This window comes from Acuticoccus sp., from assembly GCF_965213555.1.
Taxonomy (GTDB): domain Bacteria; phylum Pseudomonadota; class Alphaproteobacteria; order Rhizobiales; family Amorphaceae; genus Acuticoccus.
Genome location: NZ_OZ243890.1, coordinates 3,321,732 through 3,338,874 on the forward strand (window position 1 = coordinate 3,321,732; position 17,143 = coordinate 3,338,874).

The window sequence follows — 17,143 nt, forward strand, 5'->3', positions numbered from 1 at the left end:
ATCTCAGTGTTCGGGCGCACTCGCGGTCGCGAGCGGTTGCGCTGAGCTCGTCTTCGCGGCATCCGGCCTGCCGGTCGCAGCGGCACCGCGCAGCTGCGTCGGCCGGAGGCTGACCACGCCCGCCGTCAGCAGCGCCTCGTACGACGCACGATCCATGCCGAGCGCCGTCGAAAGGATAGTCGCGGTGTCGTGTCCAAGGAACGGGGCGATGCCGCGGAGCGTCGGCCGCTCGCCATTGATAAGAAGGGGCAGCGCAGCCTGCCTCTGGTGTCCGATCCCGTCGCGCTCGGTGTCGTGGAACGCGCGGCGAGCAAGGAGATGCTTGTCCGCGTGGGTTTGCGATGGTTGTAGCACCGGTGCGGCTGCGACACCCTCGGCCTGGAGCTCGTGTGCGAGCGCGTCGGCGGGCCGCGTCGCGGTCCAGGCTGCGATGGCCGCGTCGATCTCGTCCTGTCGCCTAAGTCGGACCTGGTGTTCGTCGAGCGACCCGTCCTGCCAATCGGCGTGGTCCATGGCGGCGACAAGCGCACGCCACGCCATGGTCCCGTCCACGGCGATGGCGATCCAAGCGTCCTCACCGTCGGCCGGGTAGATGCCGTGGGGGACCATTTTAGCATGGCGATTGAATTGGCGCTCGGGCGCGCGGCCAACCGCCTGACGTGCCAGAAGCGCACCACCGTTGAACGGTAGCAGGCATTCGACCTGGGACAGGTTGAGCCACTGGCCAAGACCGGTGCGCTTGGCGTGGACCAACGCTGCCATCATCGCCGTCGCGCCGTAGAGGCCGCCGACGGGATCGCCGTAGGCTATGTGCCCTAAAGTAGGCGGCGCGTCCGGCCTGCCGCGGAAGCTCGGAACGCCCGACGCCTGCTCCAGCGTGGAGCCATAGGCGCGGGTGTCGGACCAGCCGTTGCCGGTTCCGAACGCGGACATGGACACCATGACGAGGTCGTCTCGTCCCTCTGACAGTGCCGACCAGCCGACTCCGAGGCGATCGATCACGCCTGCGGCGTGGTTCTCGATCGCGGCGTCGCAGGTGGCGACGAGCCGGCGCACGAGGCTGCGCCCCTCCTCGGTCGTGAGGTCAGCGCTGAAGCTCGCCTTGCCGCGGTTGAGCGCGGCGAAGCGGCGGCTCTCCTCGAACTGGCGCCGGGCAATGGCGTCAGGCGACCAGTCCGTCGCTCGCCACCAGTCGGGGTAGCGCCCAGCCTCGATCTTGATGACCTCGGCGCCGAGGTCCGCCAACATGCGCGTGGCGAGGGGGCCGGCCCATCCCATGGAGAAGTCGGCGATCCTGAGGCCCGCCAGCGGCGCGCGCACGTCGCCGACGGCGTGCTCTGCCGCAGCGGCGTTGTCCACCTGCGAGCTGACGCGATGAGGCGAGCTGACGCGAAGGGGCGAGGCCGGCGCAAGCAACGTTCGCCCATCGATGTCAACGGGCTTAAGCGAGCCGCGCTCGGCGAAGATCGGGTGCTCGAGGATCCCGTCCGCGTCCGGCACGACGACGAGCGGAATGCGCCGTTCACGGCCGAGGGCAGCCCATTCCTGTGCGGTGCGTGACTTCAGCCGGTCGTCGATGACGGCTTCGATCTCGGCCGCGCGGTTGATCCGGTCGTGGATCGTCGCGAGGCCGGGGTCGGCCGCCTCGTCCTGCATGTCGAGGAGTTCACAGAACGCGGTCCACTGCATCGGCGTGATGATCGTGACACCGAGCCAGCCTTCGCGGCAGGCGTGGATGCCGACGGGGCAGGTCGGCGAGAAGCGGTTCACCCCGACGCGGGGTGTCGGCCGGCCAAGGGTTGGTTCGTCCGCGGTCTGCAGCTCGCCGAGAACCATGCAGGCCTCGAGGATGCTGACTTCGATGTGGCGATGCGCGCCGCCGCCGAACACGGCGGTCAACGCCGCGAAGGCGGCGGTCACGCCACCGATCATTGCGGCCTGCCCGTCGCCCAGCTGCTGCGGCGGACCCTCCACGTCGCCCGAGGGATAAATCATCCCGCACAGTGCATGCGCGAGGAGGTCGGTGCCCGCCCAGCCTGCATACGGGCCGGCGCGGCCGAACCATGAAAGATCCACACTCGCAAGGCGCGGGGAACTTGCAAGTTGAAGGCGTTCGGCGGCCTCGCCGATGACGACGATGTCGCTGGCCTCAACCAGCGCCTCTATCTGGCCGAACCCGGCCTCGTGCTTCCCGGCATTCAACCAGGCGGCGACAAGGCCCTCCGTCTCCGACGCGTCGCCAATTTCCCGCTGCGTGACAAGGGGATCGCCGCTCTCCGAGACGACGCGGCGGACCGTGGCACCGAGGTCCGCGAGCAGCCGCGTGCACCATGCGCCACCGACGCCGCCGGCGAGCTCGGTGATGCTGATGCCGGCGAGGGGACCGCCTGGGTCCATAGCCGTCGCAATCCCCGCGAATTGGTGTTGGTCCCAAGCATTGGTCGCTCGACCATACAACGCCGAAGGGACTTCCACGCTGAGTTTAGGGCAGACAAAAATGACGACGCAACCCCAGGGTCAACCGGCGCGTGTCGTCGGAGGGACTGCCGGTGCGGCCAGGAGGGATCGCCGGACGCTAGCGCGTGGCGGGCGGCGTGCTCCTCGATCGAGTCGATGGCTGACGCGACGCTCACGATGACGGCCTGCTGCCGCGCGTCCCAGTGCTGCCGGCGGCCGCAGCGGAGCACAGGCGGATGGACGGTGGCGCTGGAGTCCACGCGCAGCTGGTCCGCGCCCGCGTATCGGTCGCCTCGCCAAGACCCGTACGCCGCGCGATGCGCGAGTTGCGCTGCCACGTGCGATTTGAGTTGAAGCATCCGGCACGATGAACGGCAACCGTGCCGGCGACAGGTCGACCGGCACCGGGCGCACGCTTGACGCGTCATCGTCGTGAAACTAGCCTTGAGTTCGTCAATTCCACGAGCATTCGCATTACTAGCGTTGGCTTGGTCGCATGGCCGAGCAAGCTGCGAGCGGGCTGCAATAACAGTGCAAGGCATCGAACCTTGCCTGAGGCGGAGGGGGCATTCATGGAGGGCCGGGGGAACGCTCCTTCCCGAGCGTACGCCATCGCGTGCGCGATGCACAGCGGTCCGCATGCGCCGTTGCTTCCCTGTCCGCGGTCCGACAAGGCGTCGCGTGCGCCATTTCAAGCGGTCCGTTTCCGCCGGGCCGGGCCATCGCGGACGTGGCCCTCCGAGCTGCCGCAGGCCACCGAGGAGCGTGATGCCTGAGCCGAGTAGAGCGAGGACACCAGCCGCGCACGCGCCGCCGCTTCTCGAGGTTAAGGACCTGTCGATCGCCTTCACCAACCGCCGACGGCGGGCTGTGGAGGTAACGCACGAGGTCAACTTCACAGTTCGCCGGGGGGAGCGCGTCGGTCTCGTCGGCGAAAGCGGCTGCGGCAAGAGTGTGACGGGGCTCTCCCTCATGGGCCTTCTGCCGCGGAACGCTCGGGTCGCGGGCGCGGTCCGCCTCGACGGCGAAGACCTTCTGACGGCACGTCCCCCGCGGTTGCGGCAGATCCGCGGTGCGCGGATCGCGATGATCTTTCAAGAACCGATGACCGCGCTCGATCCGGTCTTCACCGTGGGTGAGCAGATCGCCGAGGCGCTGCGACGCCACAAGACGGTGTCGAGGGCACAGGAGCGGGAGCGCGTCTTGAATGCGCTCGAGGACGTTGGCATCCCCGCGCCCGTAAAGCGTTACGACGAGTACCCGCATCAGCTCTCCGGCGGCATGCGCCAGCGCGCGATGATCGCAATGGCGCTCGTTTGTCGCCCCGAGCTCATCATCGCCGACGAACCGACCACCGCGCTCGACGTGACGATCCAGGCGCAGATCATGGATCTCCTCGTCCGCCTGTCGGAGGATACCGGCACGGCGCTGTTGTTCATCACGCACGATCTCGGCGTCGTCGCCGAAACGTGCCAGCGCATGTTGACGATGTACGCCGGGCAAATCGTGGAAGACAGCGCAGTGGACCCGGTCCTGATGCGCCCGCGCCACCCCTACACGTCCGGTCTCCTGCGATCGCTGCCGCAGCTCAACATGTCGCGCGGCGCGTTCGCGTTCATTCCGGGCCGTGTTCCCGCGCCGGAAGCGATGCCCGACGGCTGCCGCTTCAGGTCGCGCTGCTCCTACGCCGGCGAGGGATGCGAGGCAAGGCAAAGGCTCGAGCGCGCGGACGGCGGCCACCTCGTGCGATGCCACAGGCAGGAGGAGCTGACCCTCCCGGGTGCCGTCGTGTGAGCGCGGCCGTGGATGCTGTCGCACGGGAGCAGGACGCGAGGCCCCCTGAAAACGCGGTCGTTGCCGTGCGCGATCTTGCGATCCATTTCCGCTCGCTCGACGGACGCGAGACGGTGAAGGCCGTCGACGGGGTCGACTTCGACATCCGACCCGCCGAGACATTCGGCATCATCGGGGAATCGGGCTCGGGCAAGTCCACCATCGGCCGCGCGCTCGTCGGCCTCCTGAAGCCGTCGGACGGGACGATCCGCCTCGACGGTCGCGAGCTCGCGGAGCTCGGTCGCAACGAGCGGCGCAAAGTTCGGCAGTCCTATCAGATCATCTTCCAGGATCCGCACGCCGCGCTCGATCCGCGCATGACCATCATGCAGAGCTTGATGGAGCCGATGCGCATCCGCGGCGGCATCCGCGATGCGGAGATGCGCGAGGCAGCGCTGTCGAGCCTCGTGCGGGTCGGTCTGCGCAAGGCGATGGCCGAGCGTTACGCGCACGAGCTGTCCGGTGGGCAGAAGCAGCGCATCAACATCGCCCGCCTTCTGCCGCTCAGCCCGCGGCTCGTGGTTTGCGACGAGGTGGTGTCGGCGCTCGACGTATCGATCCGTGGCGAGATCCTGAACCTGTTCGCCGACCTGCAACGCGACCTCGGCATCGCTTACGCCTTCATCGCCCATGACCTTTCTGTCGTGGCGCAGGTGTCGGACCGCATCGCCGTGACCTACCTCGGCCGCTTCATGGAGCTTGGCCCAACGGAAAGCGTCATGGAGCGTCCGCTCCACCCCTACACCGAGGCGCTCCTGTCGTCCGAGCCGCGTCCGCTGCCGAAGCACCTTCGCCCCGCGCGGCGGATCGAGCTCAAGGGCGAGATACCGAGCCCGGTCTCGCCGCCGTCAGGCTGCCGCTTCCGCACCCGCTGCCCGTTCGCGGCGAACGTGTGCGCCGCCACCGTCCCGTCGTGGCGCGAGGTCCGTAAGGACCATTTCGCCGCGTGCCACTTCGCCGGGCCCGACGGGCTCGACCATGCCGCTCACGCCGCTGGGCAGCCAAGAACAGACGAATGGAGGATTGAATGACCAACACGCTCATCGACGCGATGAGGACGCTGCCGCCGCTGAGACGGCGCCAGTTCCTCGCCGGCAGTGCAGCGGCGGCCGCGCTCGGCGTGCTTGGGGTGCCTGCGCGCGCCCTGGCGCAGGCGGAGGGGACGTTGCGCATCGCGAGCTTCACCAACCCGTCGAGCCTCGATCCCGCGACCGGCGGCGCGGGCTCGGACCACGTCTTCCTCTACAGCTTCTACGATACGCTCGTGGACTGGGACTTCGACTCCCTTGCCCCGGAGCCGGGCTTGGCGACGAACTGGTCCTACAGCGACGATACGACCCTCGTCCTTGATCTTCGCCAAGGCGTCACCTTCCAGGACGGCACGCCGTTCGACGCCGACGCGGTCGTCTTCAACCTCGAGCGCAACCGCACTGCCCAGATCTCCAACGTCAAGCAGGACCTCGAGAACGTCGAGGCGGTCGAGAAGACCGGCGATCATCAGGTGACGCTGCGCCTCAAGCAGATCGACACCGCGCTGCCGCTTATCCTGTCGGACCGTGCAGGCATGATGGTCTCGCCGGCTGCGCTCGGCAACGATCCGGAGGCCAACGTCGATCGCGACCCCGTCGGCACGGGGCCGTGGTCGTTCGTGTCATGGGCCGACGGCGATGAGATCGTCGGCGAGGCGTTCGCGGGCCACTGGCGTCAATCGATCCCGAACGTTTCGCAGATCGTCTACGTCATCATTCCTGAGCGGGCGACCGCCTTGCGCGCCGTTCAGTCCGGGCAGGCTGATCTCGCCTACCAGCTTGACGAGCAGCAGAAGACGCTTGTGGAGCGACTGCCGAACCTCACCGTCGTCGAGGCGCCGACGCTCTACATCTACCAGCTCTACATCAACGCCGCGAAGGGTCCGCTCCAGGACAAGCGCGTGCGCAAGGCGATGACGATGGCGATCGACCGCGACGCGTTCGTGCTCGCCACGCAGTCCGGCATCGGTGAGGCGGCGCACATGAACTTGCCGAGCGCGCACTGGGCGTACGCCCCCGACGCCGAACAGTACACCCAGCACGACCTCGATCAGGCCAAGGCGCTGATGGACGAAGCGGGCTTTGGCAACGGACTGGAGATCGATTTCGTCGGCTACACGCCCCAGTCCTATGTGCAGCGCCAGGAGGTCGCGCTGGCCCAGCTCGCCAAGATCGGCATCACCGGGCGCTTCCGCAACGGCACCGTCGCCGACATCTCGGGCCGCTTCTTCGGGCCGGAAAAGAACGGCGAGGTCATGTTGTCGGCGTGGACCGGCCGGCCGGACCCCAGCCTTACCTACGCGCTGCTTTATTCGGAAGACTCGTATTACAACGCCGGTCGAGTCGCGCCACCGGAAGGCTTCAACGAGGCGATGGCGAAGTCGCGTGCGACGACCGACCAGTCGGAGCGCGCTGTCGCGCTCGCCACGGTGCAAGAGCTCGTAATGGATGCAGCGCTGTCGATCCCGCTGACGGTGCGCTTTCAGGTCGACGCGCTGACCGACAAGGTGGAAGGATACCGCCCGAACCTTCTCGGCAAACCGAAGTTCCGCAACGTCGACCTTGCCTGAGCGCGAAGGCCACTCTGTCACAGTCCGAAACAGCCGACGGCGCAGCAACATGGGCGCCGTCTGGCGGTGCCCTAGCGAAGTGCATTGCCCCGACGGTCGCTACCGGGCACGGACGACGCCGTCGGTGTTCACTCCGGATGGGGCAAGTACCCGATTGAAGGAGGACGACGACACGTGCTGAATGCGCTTCAGCGGCAGATGCTTCTGCGGCGCCTGCTGCAAGCGATCCCTGTCGTGTTCCTGGCGACCTTCTCGGTCTTCATGCTGCTGCAGCTGTTGCCGGGCGACGTGGCAATCACGCTCGCCGGGGAAAACGCCACCGAGCAGCGCATCACCGAGATTCGCGAACTTTACGGCCTCGATCGGCCGCTCCCGCTGCAATACGGGGAATGGATGTTGAACGCGCTGCAGGGTGACCTGTCGCGCTCCCTCCTGTCGGGCGAGGCGGTAGCCGTCACCATCGCCCGCGTCTTTCCGAGTACGCTTTTCATCGTCGCCTACGCCGTGCTCTTGTCAGTCGTCATCGGCGTGCCGCTCGGCCTGCTCGCGGCGAGCCGTGCGAACTCCTGGGTCGACAAGGCGGTCATGACGTTCTCGTCAATCGGTGTCGCGTTGCCGAACTTCTGGCTGGCGATGATCTTCGTCGGCCTCTTCGCGCTCAACCGCATGTGGTTCCCGGCGACGGGGTTCGTGTCGCCGCAGGAAGACTTCGTCTTAGCGCTGTGGTACGCGACGCTGCCTGCCGTCGCGCTGTCCGCCTCCGGCATCGCCGAGGTGTCGAGGCAGCTACGATCCTCCCTCGTCGAGATCCTTCAGTCGCAGCATTTCAGGACGCTGCACGCGAAGGGTCTTTCGCCGTCGACCATCCTGTGGAAGCACGGGCTGCGCAACGTGTCGGTCAACCTTTTGACCGTCGTCGGCCTCCTCGTGAACCGCACGCTCGCGGCGACGGTGGTGGTCGAGGTGGTCTTTGCGATCCCCGGTCTCGGCAACACCATGGTGAACGCGACGCTCCAGCGCGACTTTCCCGTCGTCCAGGGCGCAGTCCTCTTCATGGTCATCACCGTTATTACGGTGAACCTCATCACGGACATGCTCTACAGCGTCCTTGACCCCAGAATCAGTCAGCAATGAGCACCGTGGAACGCCCCCCGGCGCCCGACGGCTTGCCCAGCTCGGTACCACTGGAGCCGATCTCCGACCGGTCCGCTGGCTCGCAAGAGCCCGCGGACGCCGCGCCCGCCGACCGCAGCTGGTCGCAGCGAGCGCTCGAGTGGGCGATCGACGACATTCCCGCGTTCGTCGCGCTCGTCGTACTCGTCATGATCGTCGCCTGCTCGATCTTCGCTCCCTGGATCGCGCCCTACGACCCGACGGTGCAGGACTATTCCGCGATCTTGATGCCGCCCGACACGGCGCACGTCCTCGGGACCGACGACCTCGGACGGGACGTGCTCTCCCGCCTGATGCACGGGGCCTCGGCGTCGGTCTACGCTGCGTTTCTGTCCGTCGGCGTGGCGGCGCTGTTGGGGATCCCCGTTGGGCTCGTCGCGGGCTACGCCGGCGGCTGGGTTGACGACGCGATCAGCCGTGTGATCGACACATTCCTCTCCTTCCCTGCAATCGTCCTCGCCATCGCGGTGACGGGTGTGCTCGGCATCGGCCTCACCAACGCGATGGTCTCGGTCGGCATCGTGTTCGCACCGCAGCTTGCTCGACTGGTGCGCGCGCGTACGCTCGTCCTGAAGCAGGAGCTCTACGTCGATGCGGCGCGCTGCTTCGGCGCGTCGCCCGCGCACCTCCTGGCGAGACACATTCTGCCCAACGCGATCCAGCCGGTGCTCGTCCAGATGACGCTGCTGATGGCCGTCGCGCTCCTTGCGGAGGCCTCGCTTTCCTTCCTGGGCCTCGGGATGCAGCCGCCCGACCCGTCGTGGGGCTCGATGATTGCACGGGCCTACAGCTACATGCAGATCGCACCGGAGCAGATGTACGCTCCCGGCATCGCCATCCTCGTCACCGCGCTCGCCTTCAACACGCTGGGGGAAAGCCTGCGCGAGGCGATGGACCCCACCTCATCGCGATGAGACGCTCGTGACAGACATCATTACCGATACCGCCGGCAAGGTTCTCGACATCCTCAAGGGTCCCGGCGACGCCGTCGCGGCGGGCGAGACGATCCTCCTCATCGAATCGATGAAGATGGAGATCCCCATCGCTGCCGACGAGGCCGGCACGATCGCAGCGGTCACTGTCGCAAAGGGTGACATCGTCGCTGAGGATGACGTGGTCGCGAGGCTGACGCATGGCTAAAGCCGGCCGGCCGCCACGCGGCCGCCCCAACAAGAGCGCCGGCGCGACTGTCGCGACGCAACCATCCGGGAGACATTGACATGCAGTCGGTGGTGGAGGGTGCAACCACACGCACGACGACGCTGAAGACGCTTCTCATCGCCAACCGCGGTGAGATCGCGCTGCGCATCGCCAGAACCGCCGCCGAAATGGGGATTGCCACGGTCACAGTGCAATCCGAGGACGACTCCGAAAGCCTCCATGTCAAGCGCGCCGATGCGGGGCAGACGCTGCCGGGGCGGGGCGCCCGCGCCTACCTCGACGCCGACGCCCTGCTGGCGGCCGCCCGGGACGCCGGGGCGGACGCGGTGCATCCGGGCTACGGCTTCCTGTCCGAGAGCGCAGACTTCGCGCGCAAGGTCGAGGCAGCAGGCCTCGTCTTCGTCGGCCCGACGCCCCGTCAGCTGGACCTCTTCGGCGACAAGGTCGCCGCAAAGCACCTCGCGGAGCGCCTCGGCGTGCCGACGCTGGGCGGTACGAGCGGGGCGATCGACCTCGACGGGGCGGCGCGCTTTTTCGACGAGCTCCCGGACGGCGGGGCGATGCTTATCAAGGCGGTCTCGGGCGGCGGGGGACGCGGGATGCGCGTTGTCAGGCGGCGCGGCGAGATCGCCGAGGCGTTGGAGCGCTGCCGCGCGGAGGCGAAGGCCGCATTCGGCGACGACGCCGTGTACGTAGAGCGTTTTCTCCCGGCGGCGCGCCACATCGAGGTGCAGATCCTCGGTGACGGCGACACCGGATGCATCCACCTTGCCGAGCGCGAGTGCACGCTCCAGCGGCGTCATCAGAAGGTGGTTGAGATCGCGCCGAGCCCCGCGCTCGACGCCGCCCAGCGCGAGCGGTTGACGCAGTATGCCCTGACGCTGGCGCGGAGCGAGAGGTACCGCTCGCTCGGCACGTTCGAGTTCTTGATGACGACCGAGGGTGCTGACGCGGGCGAGATCTTCTTCATCGAGGCGAACCCGCGCATCCAGGTGGAGCACACCGTCACCGAGGAAATCTTCGATCTCGACCTCGTGCGCCTGCAGCTCGAAATTGCGCGGGGGGCAAGCCTTTACGACCTCGGCCTGTCGCAGGACGCCCTGCCGGCGCCGCGCGGCCATGCGATCCAGATGCGGGTCAACATGGAGCGGATGGACGGTGAGGCGCGGGCTCGCCCCTCGAGCGGGACCATCACCGCCTACGAGCCGCCCGGCGGGCGCGGCGTACGCGTCGACGGGTTCGCCTACGCGGGCTACCGCCCGTCCACCAGTTTCGACAGCCTGCTCGCCAAAGTCGTCGTCCATTCGGTGCAATCCGAGTTCGCCGACGCCGTGATTAAGGCGGCACGCGCGTTGGAGGAATTCCGCATCGAGGGATTGGAGACCAACATCTCGTGGCTTCGCGCGCTCTTAGAGCGGCCCGAGGTTCGCGCCAACGACGTGACGACCCGCTTCATCGAAATGAACGCTGCCGCGCTGGCCGAAGCCGCCACCGCCATGGGGCCGGCGCGTTTCTTCACACCCGAGGCGCGTCTGCAGCAGGACGTTTCTAATGCCGCCGACGTTCCCGAAGGAACGGTCGCGGTGGCGGCTCCGATGATTGCGACCGTCGTCTCCGTCGACGTCGGTGAAGGGGACGCGGTGCGCGCCGGCCAGCAGGTCGCCGTGCTCGAGGCGATGAAGATGCAGCACGTCGTCACTTCACCGATCACGGGCAGGGTGCGCGCTGTGTTTGCCGAGCTCGGCCGCACGTTGAGTGAGGGCGGCGCCATCCTTGCCATCGAACCGTCCGACGACGCGAGCGACACGTCCGCCGCGGCGAACGAGATCGACCTCGAGAGCATCCGGGCCGATCTTCAGGAAGTGATCGACCGCCGTGCCGTCGGTCTCGACGAGAACCGTTCGGAGGCCGTCAGGAAGCGGCGCGATCGCGGCCACCAGACCGCGCGTGAAAACCTCGCCATGGTGTGCGACGAGGGAACGTTCGTGGAGTACGGCGAGTTCGCGGTCGCCGCGCAGAGCGCCCGTCGTTCCTACGACGACCTCGTCGCCAACACGAGCAACGACGGCCTCATCACCGGGCTTGGCACGGTGAACGGCGACGTCTTTGACGACGTCAACGCTCGCTGCGCCTTCGCGATCTGCGACTACATGGTCCTTGCCGCCACCCAGGGGCAGCGCCACCACCGTAAGCTCGACCGGATCTTCTCCCTCGCCGGTGAATGGAACCTCCCGGTCGTCCACTTCGCCGAAGGCGGCGGCGGACGTCCTGGCGATACCGACCGCTTGACCCACACCGGCGTTTCCAACCCCACCTTCGCCCAGTTCGCGAGCCTTTCCGGACAGGTTCCGCTCGTCGGCGTCGTCTCGGGGCGCTGCTTCGCGGGCAACGCAGCGCTGCTCGGCTGCTGCGATGTCATCATTGCCGACGAAAGCGCCAACATCGGCATGGCGGGTCCCGCGATGATCGAGGGAGGCGGGCTCGGCGTCTATCCGCCCGAAGCCATCGGCCCCATCGACGTGCAGGATGCGAACGGCGTGGTCGACGTACGCGTAGAGGACGAGGCGGAGGGCTGTCGCGTCGCCAAGCAATACCTGTCCTACTTCCAGGGAACGGTCGCGGGCTGGACCGCGCCTGATCAGCGACTCCTGCGCCACGTCGTTCCGGAGAACCGCCTGCGCGTCTACGAGGTGCGCAATGCGGTCCACGCGCTCGCCGACGAGGGCTCGGTCTTGGAGCTGCGCCCGAGGTTCGGCATCGGCATGGTCACCGCCCTTCTGCGCATCGAAGGCAAGCCGTTTGGTCTTATAGCCAATAATCCGAAGCATCTCGGCGGCGCCATCGACTCCGACGCGGCGGATAAGGCTGCCCGCTTCATGCAGCTGTGCGATGCCTTCGACATCCCGATGATCTCGCTGTGCGATTCGCCCGGCTTCATGGTGGGGCCGGAAGCGGAGAAGACCGCGCTCGTGCGCCACGTCAGCCGCATGTACGTGACGGCACGCTCTGTGACGGTGCCGATCTTCAGCGTCGTCCTCAGGAAGTGCTATGGGCTCGGCGCCATGGCGATGCTGGCAGGCGGCGCCTTCGACGACTTCATGACGATCTCCTGGCCCACTGGCGAGTTCGGGCCGATGGGCCTGGAAGGCGCGGTCCGTTTGGGCTTCCGCCGCGAGCTTGAGGCGAAGACCGACCCGGCGCAGAAGCAGGCGCTCTACGAGCAGCTCCTCGGCGAGTATTATGAGAACGGCAAGGCGTTGAAGGCGGCGTCGTCGGCGGAGATCGATGCGGTGATCGACCCCGTCGATACACGGCGCTGGCTTCTTGCAGGCCTGAGGTCCGTCAAGCTGCGCCCGCCGCTCGCAGGCCGCAAACGTCCCTTCGTAGACGCTTGGTGAGCGACCGCACGCAGGACGCAGAAGGACGACGCCTGATGACGGAAGTTCTGCTTAAGGAGCGCGACACGGGTCCGCGACCGGCCGCTTCCTCGCCCGGACCGGGTTTCGAGATGCTGAGCCTTGATAGAGACGATCCTCGGGTGCCAGAAGCCGGGATCGCCCCGACGCACGGCTGTTCATCCTATCGGATGCAGCCGCGGTTCATGACCGCACTCGATCCCTTCGCCTGGAGACGAGCGAGGACCCCTCCGGTCTCACCGGGACTATGGTCGGCGCTTTCGGAGGCGCGCGCATGACATCGGCTGAGGGCACCTCGGACGTCGCTGCGCTTGAAGAGCGGCGCGAGCGTATGAAAGCGATGGGTGGGGCAGACCGCATCGCCCGCCATCACGAGCGAGGCAAACTGACCGCCCGCGAGCGCATCGACGCTTTTGTGGACGAGGGCTCTTTCCGCGAGATCCAGCCGTTCCTTGCACAGGCGACCTACGATGGCGACGAGCTGACGAGCCTCTTGCCAAAGGGGTTGATCGAAGGTCATGCCAAGATCGACGGGCGCAAGGTCGTCCTTTCCGCGGGCGACTTCACCGTGCGCGGCGGCTCCGCGCACGGTGGCGGCGGCGGACTGGGACAGGAGCTGAACGGTGCCCGCCGTGCGCTCGAGTGGGGACTGCCCTACGTGCGCCTGCTCGACGCGGTCGGTGGCTCGGTCCGTGGCTTCGAGCGTCTCGGGCGGACCTACATGCCGGACGGGAACACCACCGTCGCGCCCGAGGTCGAGCTCCTGCAGACCGTGCCTGTCGCCTCGGCGGTGCTCGGCTCGGTGGCGGGCCTGCCGGCGGTGCAGGCGCCGATGTCGCATTTTTCCGTGATGGTGAGAGGGATCTCACAGATCTTCCCCGGCGGGCCGCCGGTGGTGAGGGCGGCGTTCGGGGTCGACATCACCAAGGAGGAGCTGGGAGGTGACGCGATCCACACACGCGTGTCCGGCTGCATCGACAACCTCGCGGACACCGAGGCGGAGGCGTTCGCCCAGATTCGCCGCTGGCTGAGCTACCTGCCCCGCTGCGCAGGCGAGATGGCGCCGCGCTGTGCCTGTGACGACGACCCAGAGCGGCGCGAGGAGGCGCTCCTGTCGATCATGCCTAAGGACCGGCGCAAGGTTTACGACGTCCGCACGGTCGTCGAGCGGCTGGCGGACCGCGGCTCGTTCTTTGAGATCGCCCCAGGCTACGGCCGTGCGCGGATCACAGGGCTTGCGCGTTTCAACGGCTATCCCGTCGGCCTGATGGCGAACAACAACCGCGTCCATGGCGGCTCGACTGACGTCGCCGCCGGGTCGAAGGCGATGCGGCTGATGATGCTCTGCGACCGCTTCAACCTGCCGCTCATTTCGCTGGCGGACGAGCCGGGGTTCCTGGTGGGGTTGGAGTCGGAGAAGCAAGGCATCGAGCGGGCCGGGGCGCGGATGGTCGCGACGGTTTGCATGACGAGAATGCCGTGGTGCACTGTCGTCATCGGCCGCCTATACGGTGTCGCGGGGCAGTGCCACCATCGCCCGTCCGGGATGTACGAGCGGCTGTGCTGGCCGTCCGGCAACTGGGGTTCCATGCACATTTCCGGCGGCGTGTCGGCAGCCTACCGGTCGGAAATCGAATCCGCGGACGACCCGGAGGCGAAGCGCGAGGAGATCGAAGCGCGCCTGAGCGCGATCGCCGCCCCCATGCGCACCGCCGAGGCAACGGGGCAGGACATCATCGACCCCCGTGATACCCGTCGCCGGCTTTGTGAGTTCGTTGAGGACGCGCAACCGGTACTGGCATCGCAGCTTGGGGTTTCCCGGCTCGCCTACCTGCCGTAGGGCGGCGCCGACGTTCCACCGGGTGACGATGCACCGGCGCGCCCTAGCAGGCTGCTGAAGAAGTCGGCGGAGACCGCCGTCGGATCGTGATTCACTCGTCAGAGGCGAGTGGGAGTGATTTGCGGTGCGTGGGTCTCGGGATCGATCAGCGGGGGTGTTCTCAGACGTGCGGCTCGAGGAGCGGGTGCCGCAGGACCACCCTCTGCGGGGCATGCGCGCCCTAGCGATGCGCGCTCGCGAAGCTCGACCAAGGTTCGCTGTGCTCTATTCGCGGATGGAGCGCCCGTCAAATCCGCCGGAGATGCTGTTACGTGCAACGCTGCTGCAGGCGCGCTAGCTCACGGAGCAAATCGACATCAACCTCTTGTTCCGCTGGTTCGTCGGCTCGGGCTCGACGACGCCGTCTGGCATCCGACCACCACCCACAATCGGGCGCGGCTGATGGAGGGGGACGTGGCGCGTGAGTTCCTCGCCGCGCTCGGCACGCTGCCGGAGGTAAAGGCTCATGTCGGCCGAGCATTTTTCCGTCGACGGCACGCTGATCGAGGCGTGGGCCTCCATGAAGAGCTTCGTCCGGAGGGATGACGACACGCCGCCTCGGGCGACGGCGAACGCAACCTCGAGGCGAACTCGCGCGGCGAGACCCGCTCCAACGAGACCCATGCCTCGACGACCGACCCCGATGCCCGGCTCTACCGCAAGGGCGACGGCGGCGAGAGCCGGTTCGCCTTCATGGGGCATGCTCTCATGGCAAATCGCCATGGCCCGGTGGCGGGCGCACTGGCGACCCGGGCGACAGGCACGGCGGAACGCGAGGCAACGCTCGCGCTTCTCGACCGTAATCACCATCAGCGGCGGCGCATCACCCTCGGCGCAGACGAGGCGTACGACGTGGCGGCGTTCATCGGCGAGCTTAGATGACGCATGGTGAAGCCGCACATCGCGATCAACGGCGCGGTCAGCAAGTTGAGCGGGCTCCGCCGAAGGCTCGACCGCGCAGTACCTGACCCACATGCTCGACAAGCGATGCAGCGAGCACGGCATCAAGCATCGCTTCGACCCAAGTCAACCATCCCCAGACCAACGGCCAGGTCGATCGGATGAACGGGACCATCAAGGATGCCACGGTGAAGCGCTTCTGTTACGACGATCACGACCAGCTCCGGCCCTACCTCGACGGTTGCATCGCCGACTAAGACTTCGGCCGGCGCGTCAAGACCGCAAAGGCCTTGCACCCTACGAGTTCATCTTTAAAGCCTGGACAACACGGCCCGAACGCTTCACCGCAACCCGCTCCAGCAGAGTCCTGGACTGACCATCTAAGCTCAGAAGCCGTGAGCGCAGTGCACGGTGGACACCGGTCGCGGCGCTCTCCAACATGCGCCTTCGACAGCGCGCCGCCTTCGTCCGCGGCCGCGTCCCCCCATCAGGGGGCGTCGATCGGCAACGTTGGGAGGAATGGGACATGAAACGCACAGCATTGTTGTTCGCCGCGACGACGCTGGTTACCGCTGCGGGTCCGGCCGCCGCGGAGGAGACGATCAAGCTAGGCCTGTCCGTGCCGCTCTCGGGCGCCGCCGCCGCATGGGGGCAGGGAGCGGAGTTCATGTGCGAGACGGCCGCCGATGAGATCCGCGAGGCGGGCGGCGTCAACGTCGATGGGGAGACGTACAACTTCGAATGCGTCGCCTACGACAACAAGTACAACGCGGCCGACGGCACCAAGGTCGCGCAAACGCTGCTGAACCGCGAGGGTGTGCAGTTTATCGGCGGCAGCCTTGGCACCGCGCCCGTGAAGGCGCTCCAGTCGTTGTCCGAGCGGCAGGGGGTGCTACTGTTCACCACCGCGTGGGGCTCCAGCCTGAAGGGGCCAGACTATCCGCTCACCTTCACGCAGATGAACACACCGCACGAGATCCTTCCACGGCTCATCAAGCACATTAAGGACGCCAACCCGGACCTTGAGACCGTGGCGCTGCTCAACCCGAACGACGCCACAGGTCAGGAGACCGAGGCGATCGCCCGCAAAGTGTGGGAGAATGTCGGCGTGAAGGTGCTCGACTCCTCGTTCTACGAGCGCGGTACGACGGAGTTCCAGCCGATCGTCACCAAGCTGGACTCGCTGGGTGCTGATGCGGTGGACCTCGGCGCCTCCCCCCCGGCGGACGCCGGTGTCGTGTTCAAGGAGCTCGACGTTCTGGGCTGGGACGGGGTGAAGGTCGTCGAGGTGGGGACCGGCGCCGCTCCGCTGATGGCGACGGCGGGCGATGCCGCCGAGGGCGTCTACATGGGCGCGGCGGTCGACCTCGAGAGCGACAGGGCGAGCGCGCATCAGAAGGCGGTGAATGAGAAGGCGATCGCGACGTTCGGTGAGGCCCCGAACGCGGTGACCATCGGCTTCTACGACGCGCTGTTCGCGCTGAAGGCGGCGATGGAGGAGGCCGGCAGCGTCGAGCCCGAGGCCGTCGCCAAGGCCCTCCCTGAAATAACGTTCGACACGTTCTACGATACCAAGGGCGCGTTCGGCGGCGAAGCGACCTACGGCTCTCGACAGCAGATACTGCTCCCGGTGATCGTGACGCAGGTGAAGGACGGCAGGCTCGTCGAGGTCGAACGGATCGACGCCGAGGAACCGGCGCCGCAGTAGGCCGGGCGGACGCACCC

The 17,143-nt window shown here is 67.3% G+C and carries 10 protein-coding genes and 2 pseudogenes; 11 read left to right on the forward strand and 1 reads right to left on the reverse strand.

Annotation, left to right across the window (positions count from 1 at the left end; all coding sequences use genetic code 11):
- Window positions 1–3: 3 nt before the first annotated feature.
- Window positions 4–2,397 (reverse strand): CoA transferase, encoded by a 2,394-nt coding sequence (locus ACOOE8_RS15600; protein ID WP_420392347.1) that lies wholly within the window; start codon window positions 2,395–2,397, stop codon window positions 4–6.
- A gap of 828 nt (window positions 2,398–3,225) precedes the next feature.
- Here ACOOE8_RS15600 and ACOOE8_RS15605 point away from each other — a divergent pair.
- From ACOOE8_RS15605 to ACOOE8_RS15655, 11 genes and pseudogenes are all read left to right on the forward strand, one after another.
- The gene (locus tag ACOOE8_RS15605; RefSeq protein WP_420392348.1) at window positions 3,226–4,251 is read left to right on the forward strand and encodes an ABC transporter ATP-binding protein; all 1,026 of its coding nucleotides are present in this window, start codon (window positions 3,226–3,228) and stop codon (window positions 4,249–4,251) included.
- A gap of 65 nt (window positions 4,252–4,316) precedes the next feature.
- Window positions 4,317–5,321 (forward strand): ABC transporter ATP-binding protein, encoded by a 1,005-nt coding sequence (locus ACOOE8_RS15610; RefSeq protein WP_420392349.1) that lies wholly within the window; start codon window positions 4,317–4,319, stop codon window positions 5,319–5,321.
- Window positions 5,318–6,889: an ABC transporter substrate-binding protein gene (locus ACOOE8_RS15615; RefSeq protein ID WP_420392350.1), complete on the forward strand. Its 1,572-nt coding sequence runs from the start codon at window positions 5,318–5,320 to the stop codon at window positions 6,887–6,889. The genes ACOOE8_RS15610 and ACOOE8_RS15615 overlap by 4 nt, the downstream gene beginning before the upstream one ends.
- 174 nt (window positions 6,890–7,063) lie before the next feature.
- Entirely contained in the window at window positions 7,064–8,023 is a 960-nt protein-coding gene (locus ACOOE8_RS15620) for an ABC transporter permease (RefSeq protein ID WP_420392351.1), read from the forward strand.
- 5 nt (window positions 8,024–8,028) lie between these two features.
- Window positions 8,029–8,976, forward strand: coding sequence for an ABC transporter permease (locus ACOOE8_RS15625; protein WP_420392352.1), 948 nt, complete (start codon window positions 8,029–8,031; stop codon window positions 8,974–8,976).
- Window positions 8,977–8,983: 7 nt separating this feature from the next.
- Window positions 8,984–9,202: an acetyl-CoA carboxylase biotin carboxyl carrier protein subunit gene (locus ACOOE8_RS15630; protein ID WP_420392353.1), complete on the forward strand. Its 219-nt coding sequence runs from the start codon at window positions 8,984–8,986 to the stop codon at window positions 9,200–9,202.
- 80 nt (window positions 9,203–9,282) lie between these two features.
- Window positions 9,283–12,621: a carboxyl transferase domain-containing protein gene (locus ACOOE8_RS15635; protein ID WP_420392354.1), complete on the forward strand. Its 3,339-nt coding sequence runs from the start codon at window positions 9,283–9,285 to the stop codon at window positions 12,619–12,621.
- A 265-nt stretch (window positions 12,622–12,886) separates the two neighbouring features.
- Window positions 12,887–14,479 carry an acyl-CoA carboxylase subunit beta gene (locus ACOOE8_RS15640; protein WP_420392355.1) on the forward strand — a complete coding sequence of 531 codons (1,593 nt, stop codon included), beginning with the start codon at window positions 12,887–12,889 and terminating at the stop codon, window positions 14,477–14,479.
- Between the two features lie 124 nt (window positions 14,480–14,603).
- Window positions 14,604–15,463, forward strand: a pseudogene (locus ACOOE8_RS15645) (IS5 family transposase); the annotation flags it as partial.
- Window positions 15,464–15,488: 25 nt separating this feature from the next.
- Window positions 15,489–15,802, forward strand: a pseudogene (locus ACOOE8_RS15650) (IS481 family transposase); the annotation flags it as partial.
- Window positions 15,803–15,944: 142 nt separating this feature from the next.
- Complete coding sequence (locus ACOOE8_RS15655; RefSeq protein ID WP_420392356.1) at window positions 15,945–17,126, forward strand: ABC transporter substrate-binding protein; 1,182 nt, start codon at window positions 15,945–15,947, stop codon at window positions 17,124–17,126.
- Window positions 17,127–17,143 lie beyond the last annotated feature (17 nt).

Excerpts from the sequence above, each read along its gene's own strand:
- ACOOE8_RS15600 (WP_420392347.1), bottom strand. The coding sequence starts at position 2,397 with ATGGACCCAGGCGGTCCCCTCGCCGGCATCAGCATCACCGAGCTCGCC.
- ACOOE8_RS15605 (WP_420392348.1), top strand. The coding sequence starts at position 3,226 with ATGCCTGAGCCGAGTAGAGCGAGGACACCAGCCGCGCACGCGCCGCCG.
- ACOOE8_RS15615 (WP_420392350.1), top strand. The coding sequence starts at position 5,318 with ATGACCAACACGCTCATCGACGCGATGAGGACGCTGCCGCCGCTGAGA.
- ACOOE8_RS15635 (WP_420392354.1), top strand. The coding sequence starts at position 9,283 with ATGCAGTCGGTGGTGGAGGGTGCAACCACACGCACGACGACGCTGAAG.
- ACOOE8_RS15640 (WP_420392355.1), top strand. The coding sequence starts at position 12,887 with ATGGTCGGCGCTTTCGGAGGCGCGCGCATGACATCGGCTGAGGGCACC.
- ACOOE8_RS15655 (WP_420392356.1), top strand. The coding sequence starts at position 15,945 with ATGAAACGCACAGCATTGTTGTTCGCCGCGACGACGCTGGTTACCGCT.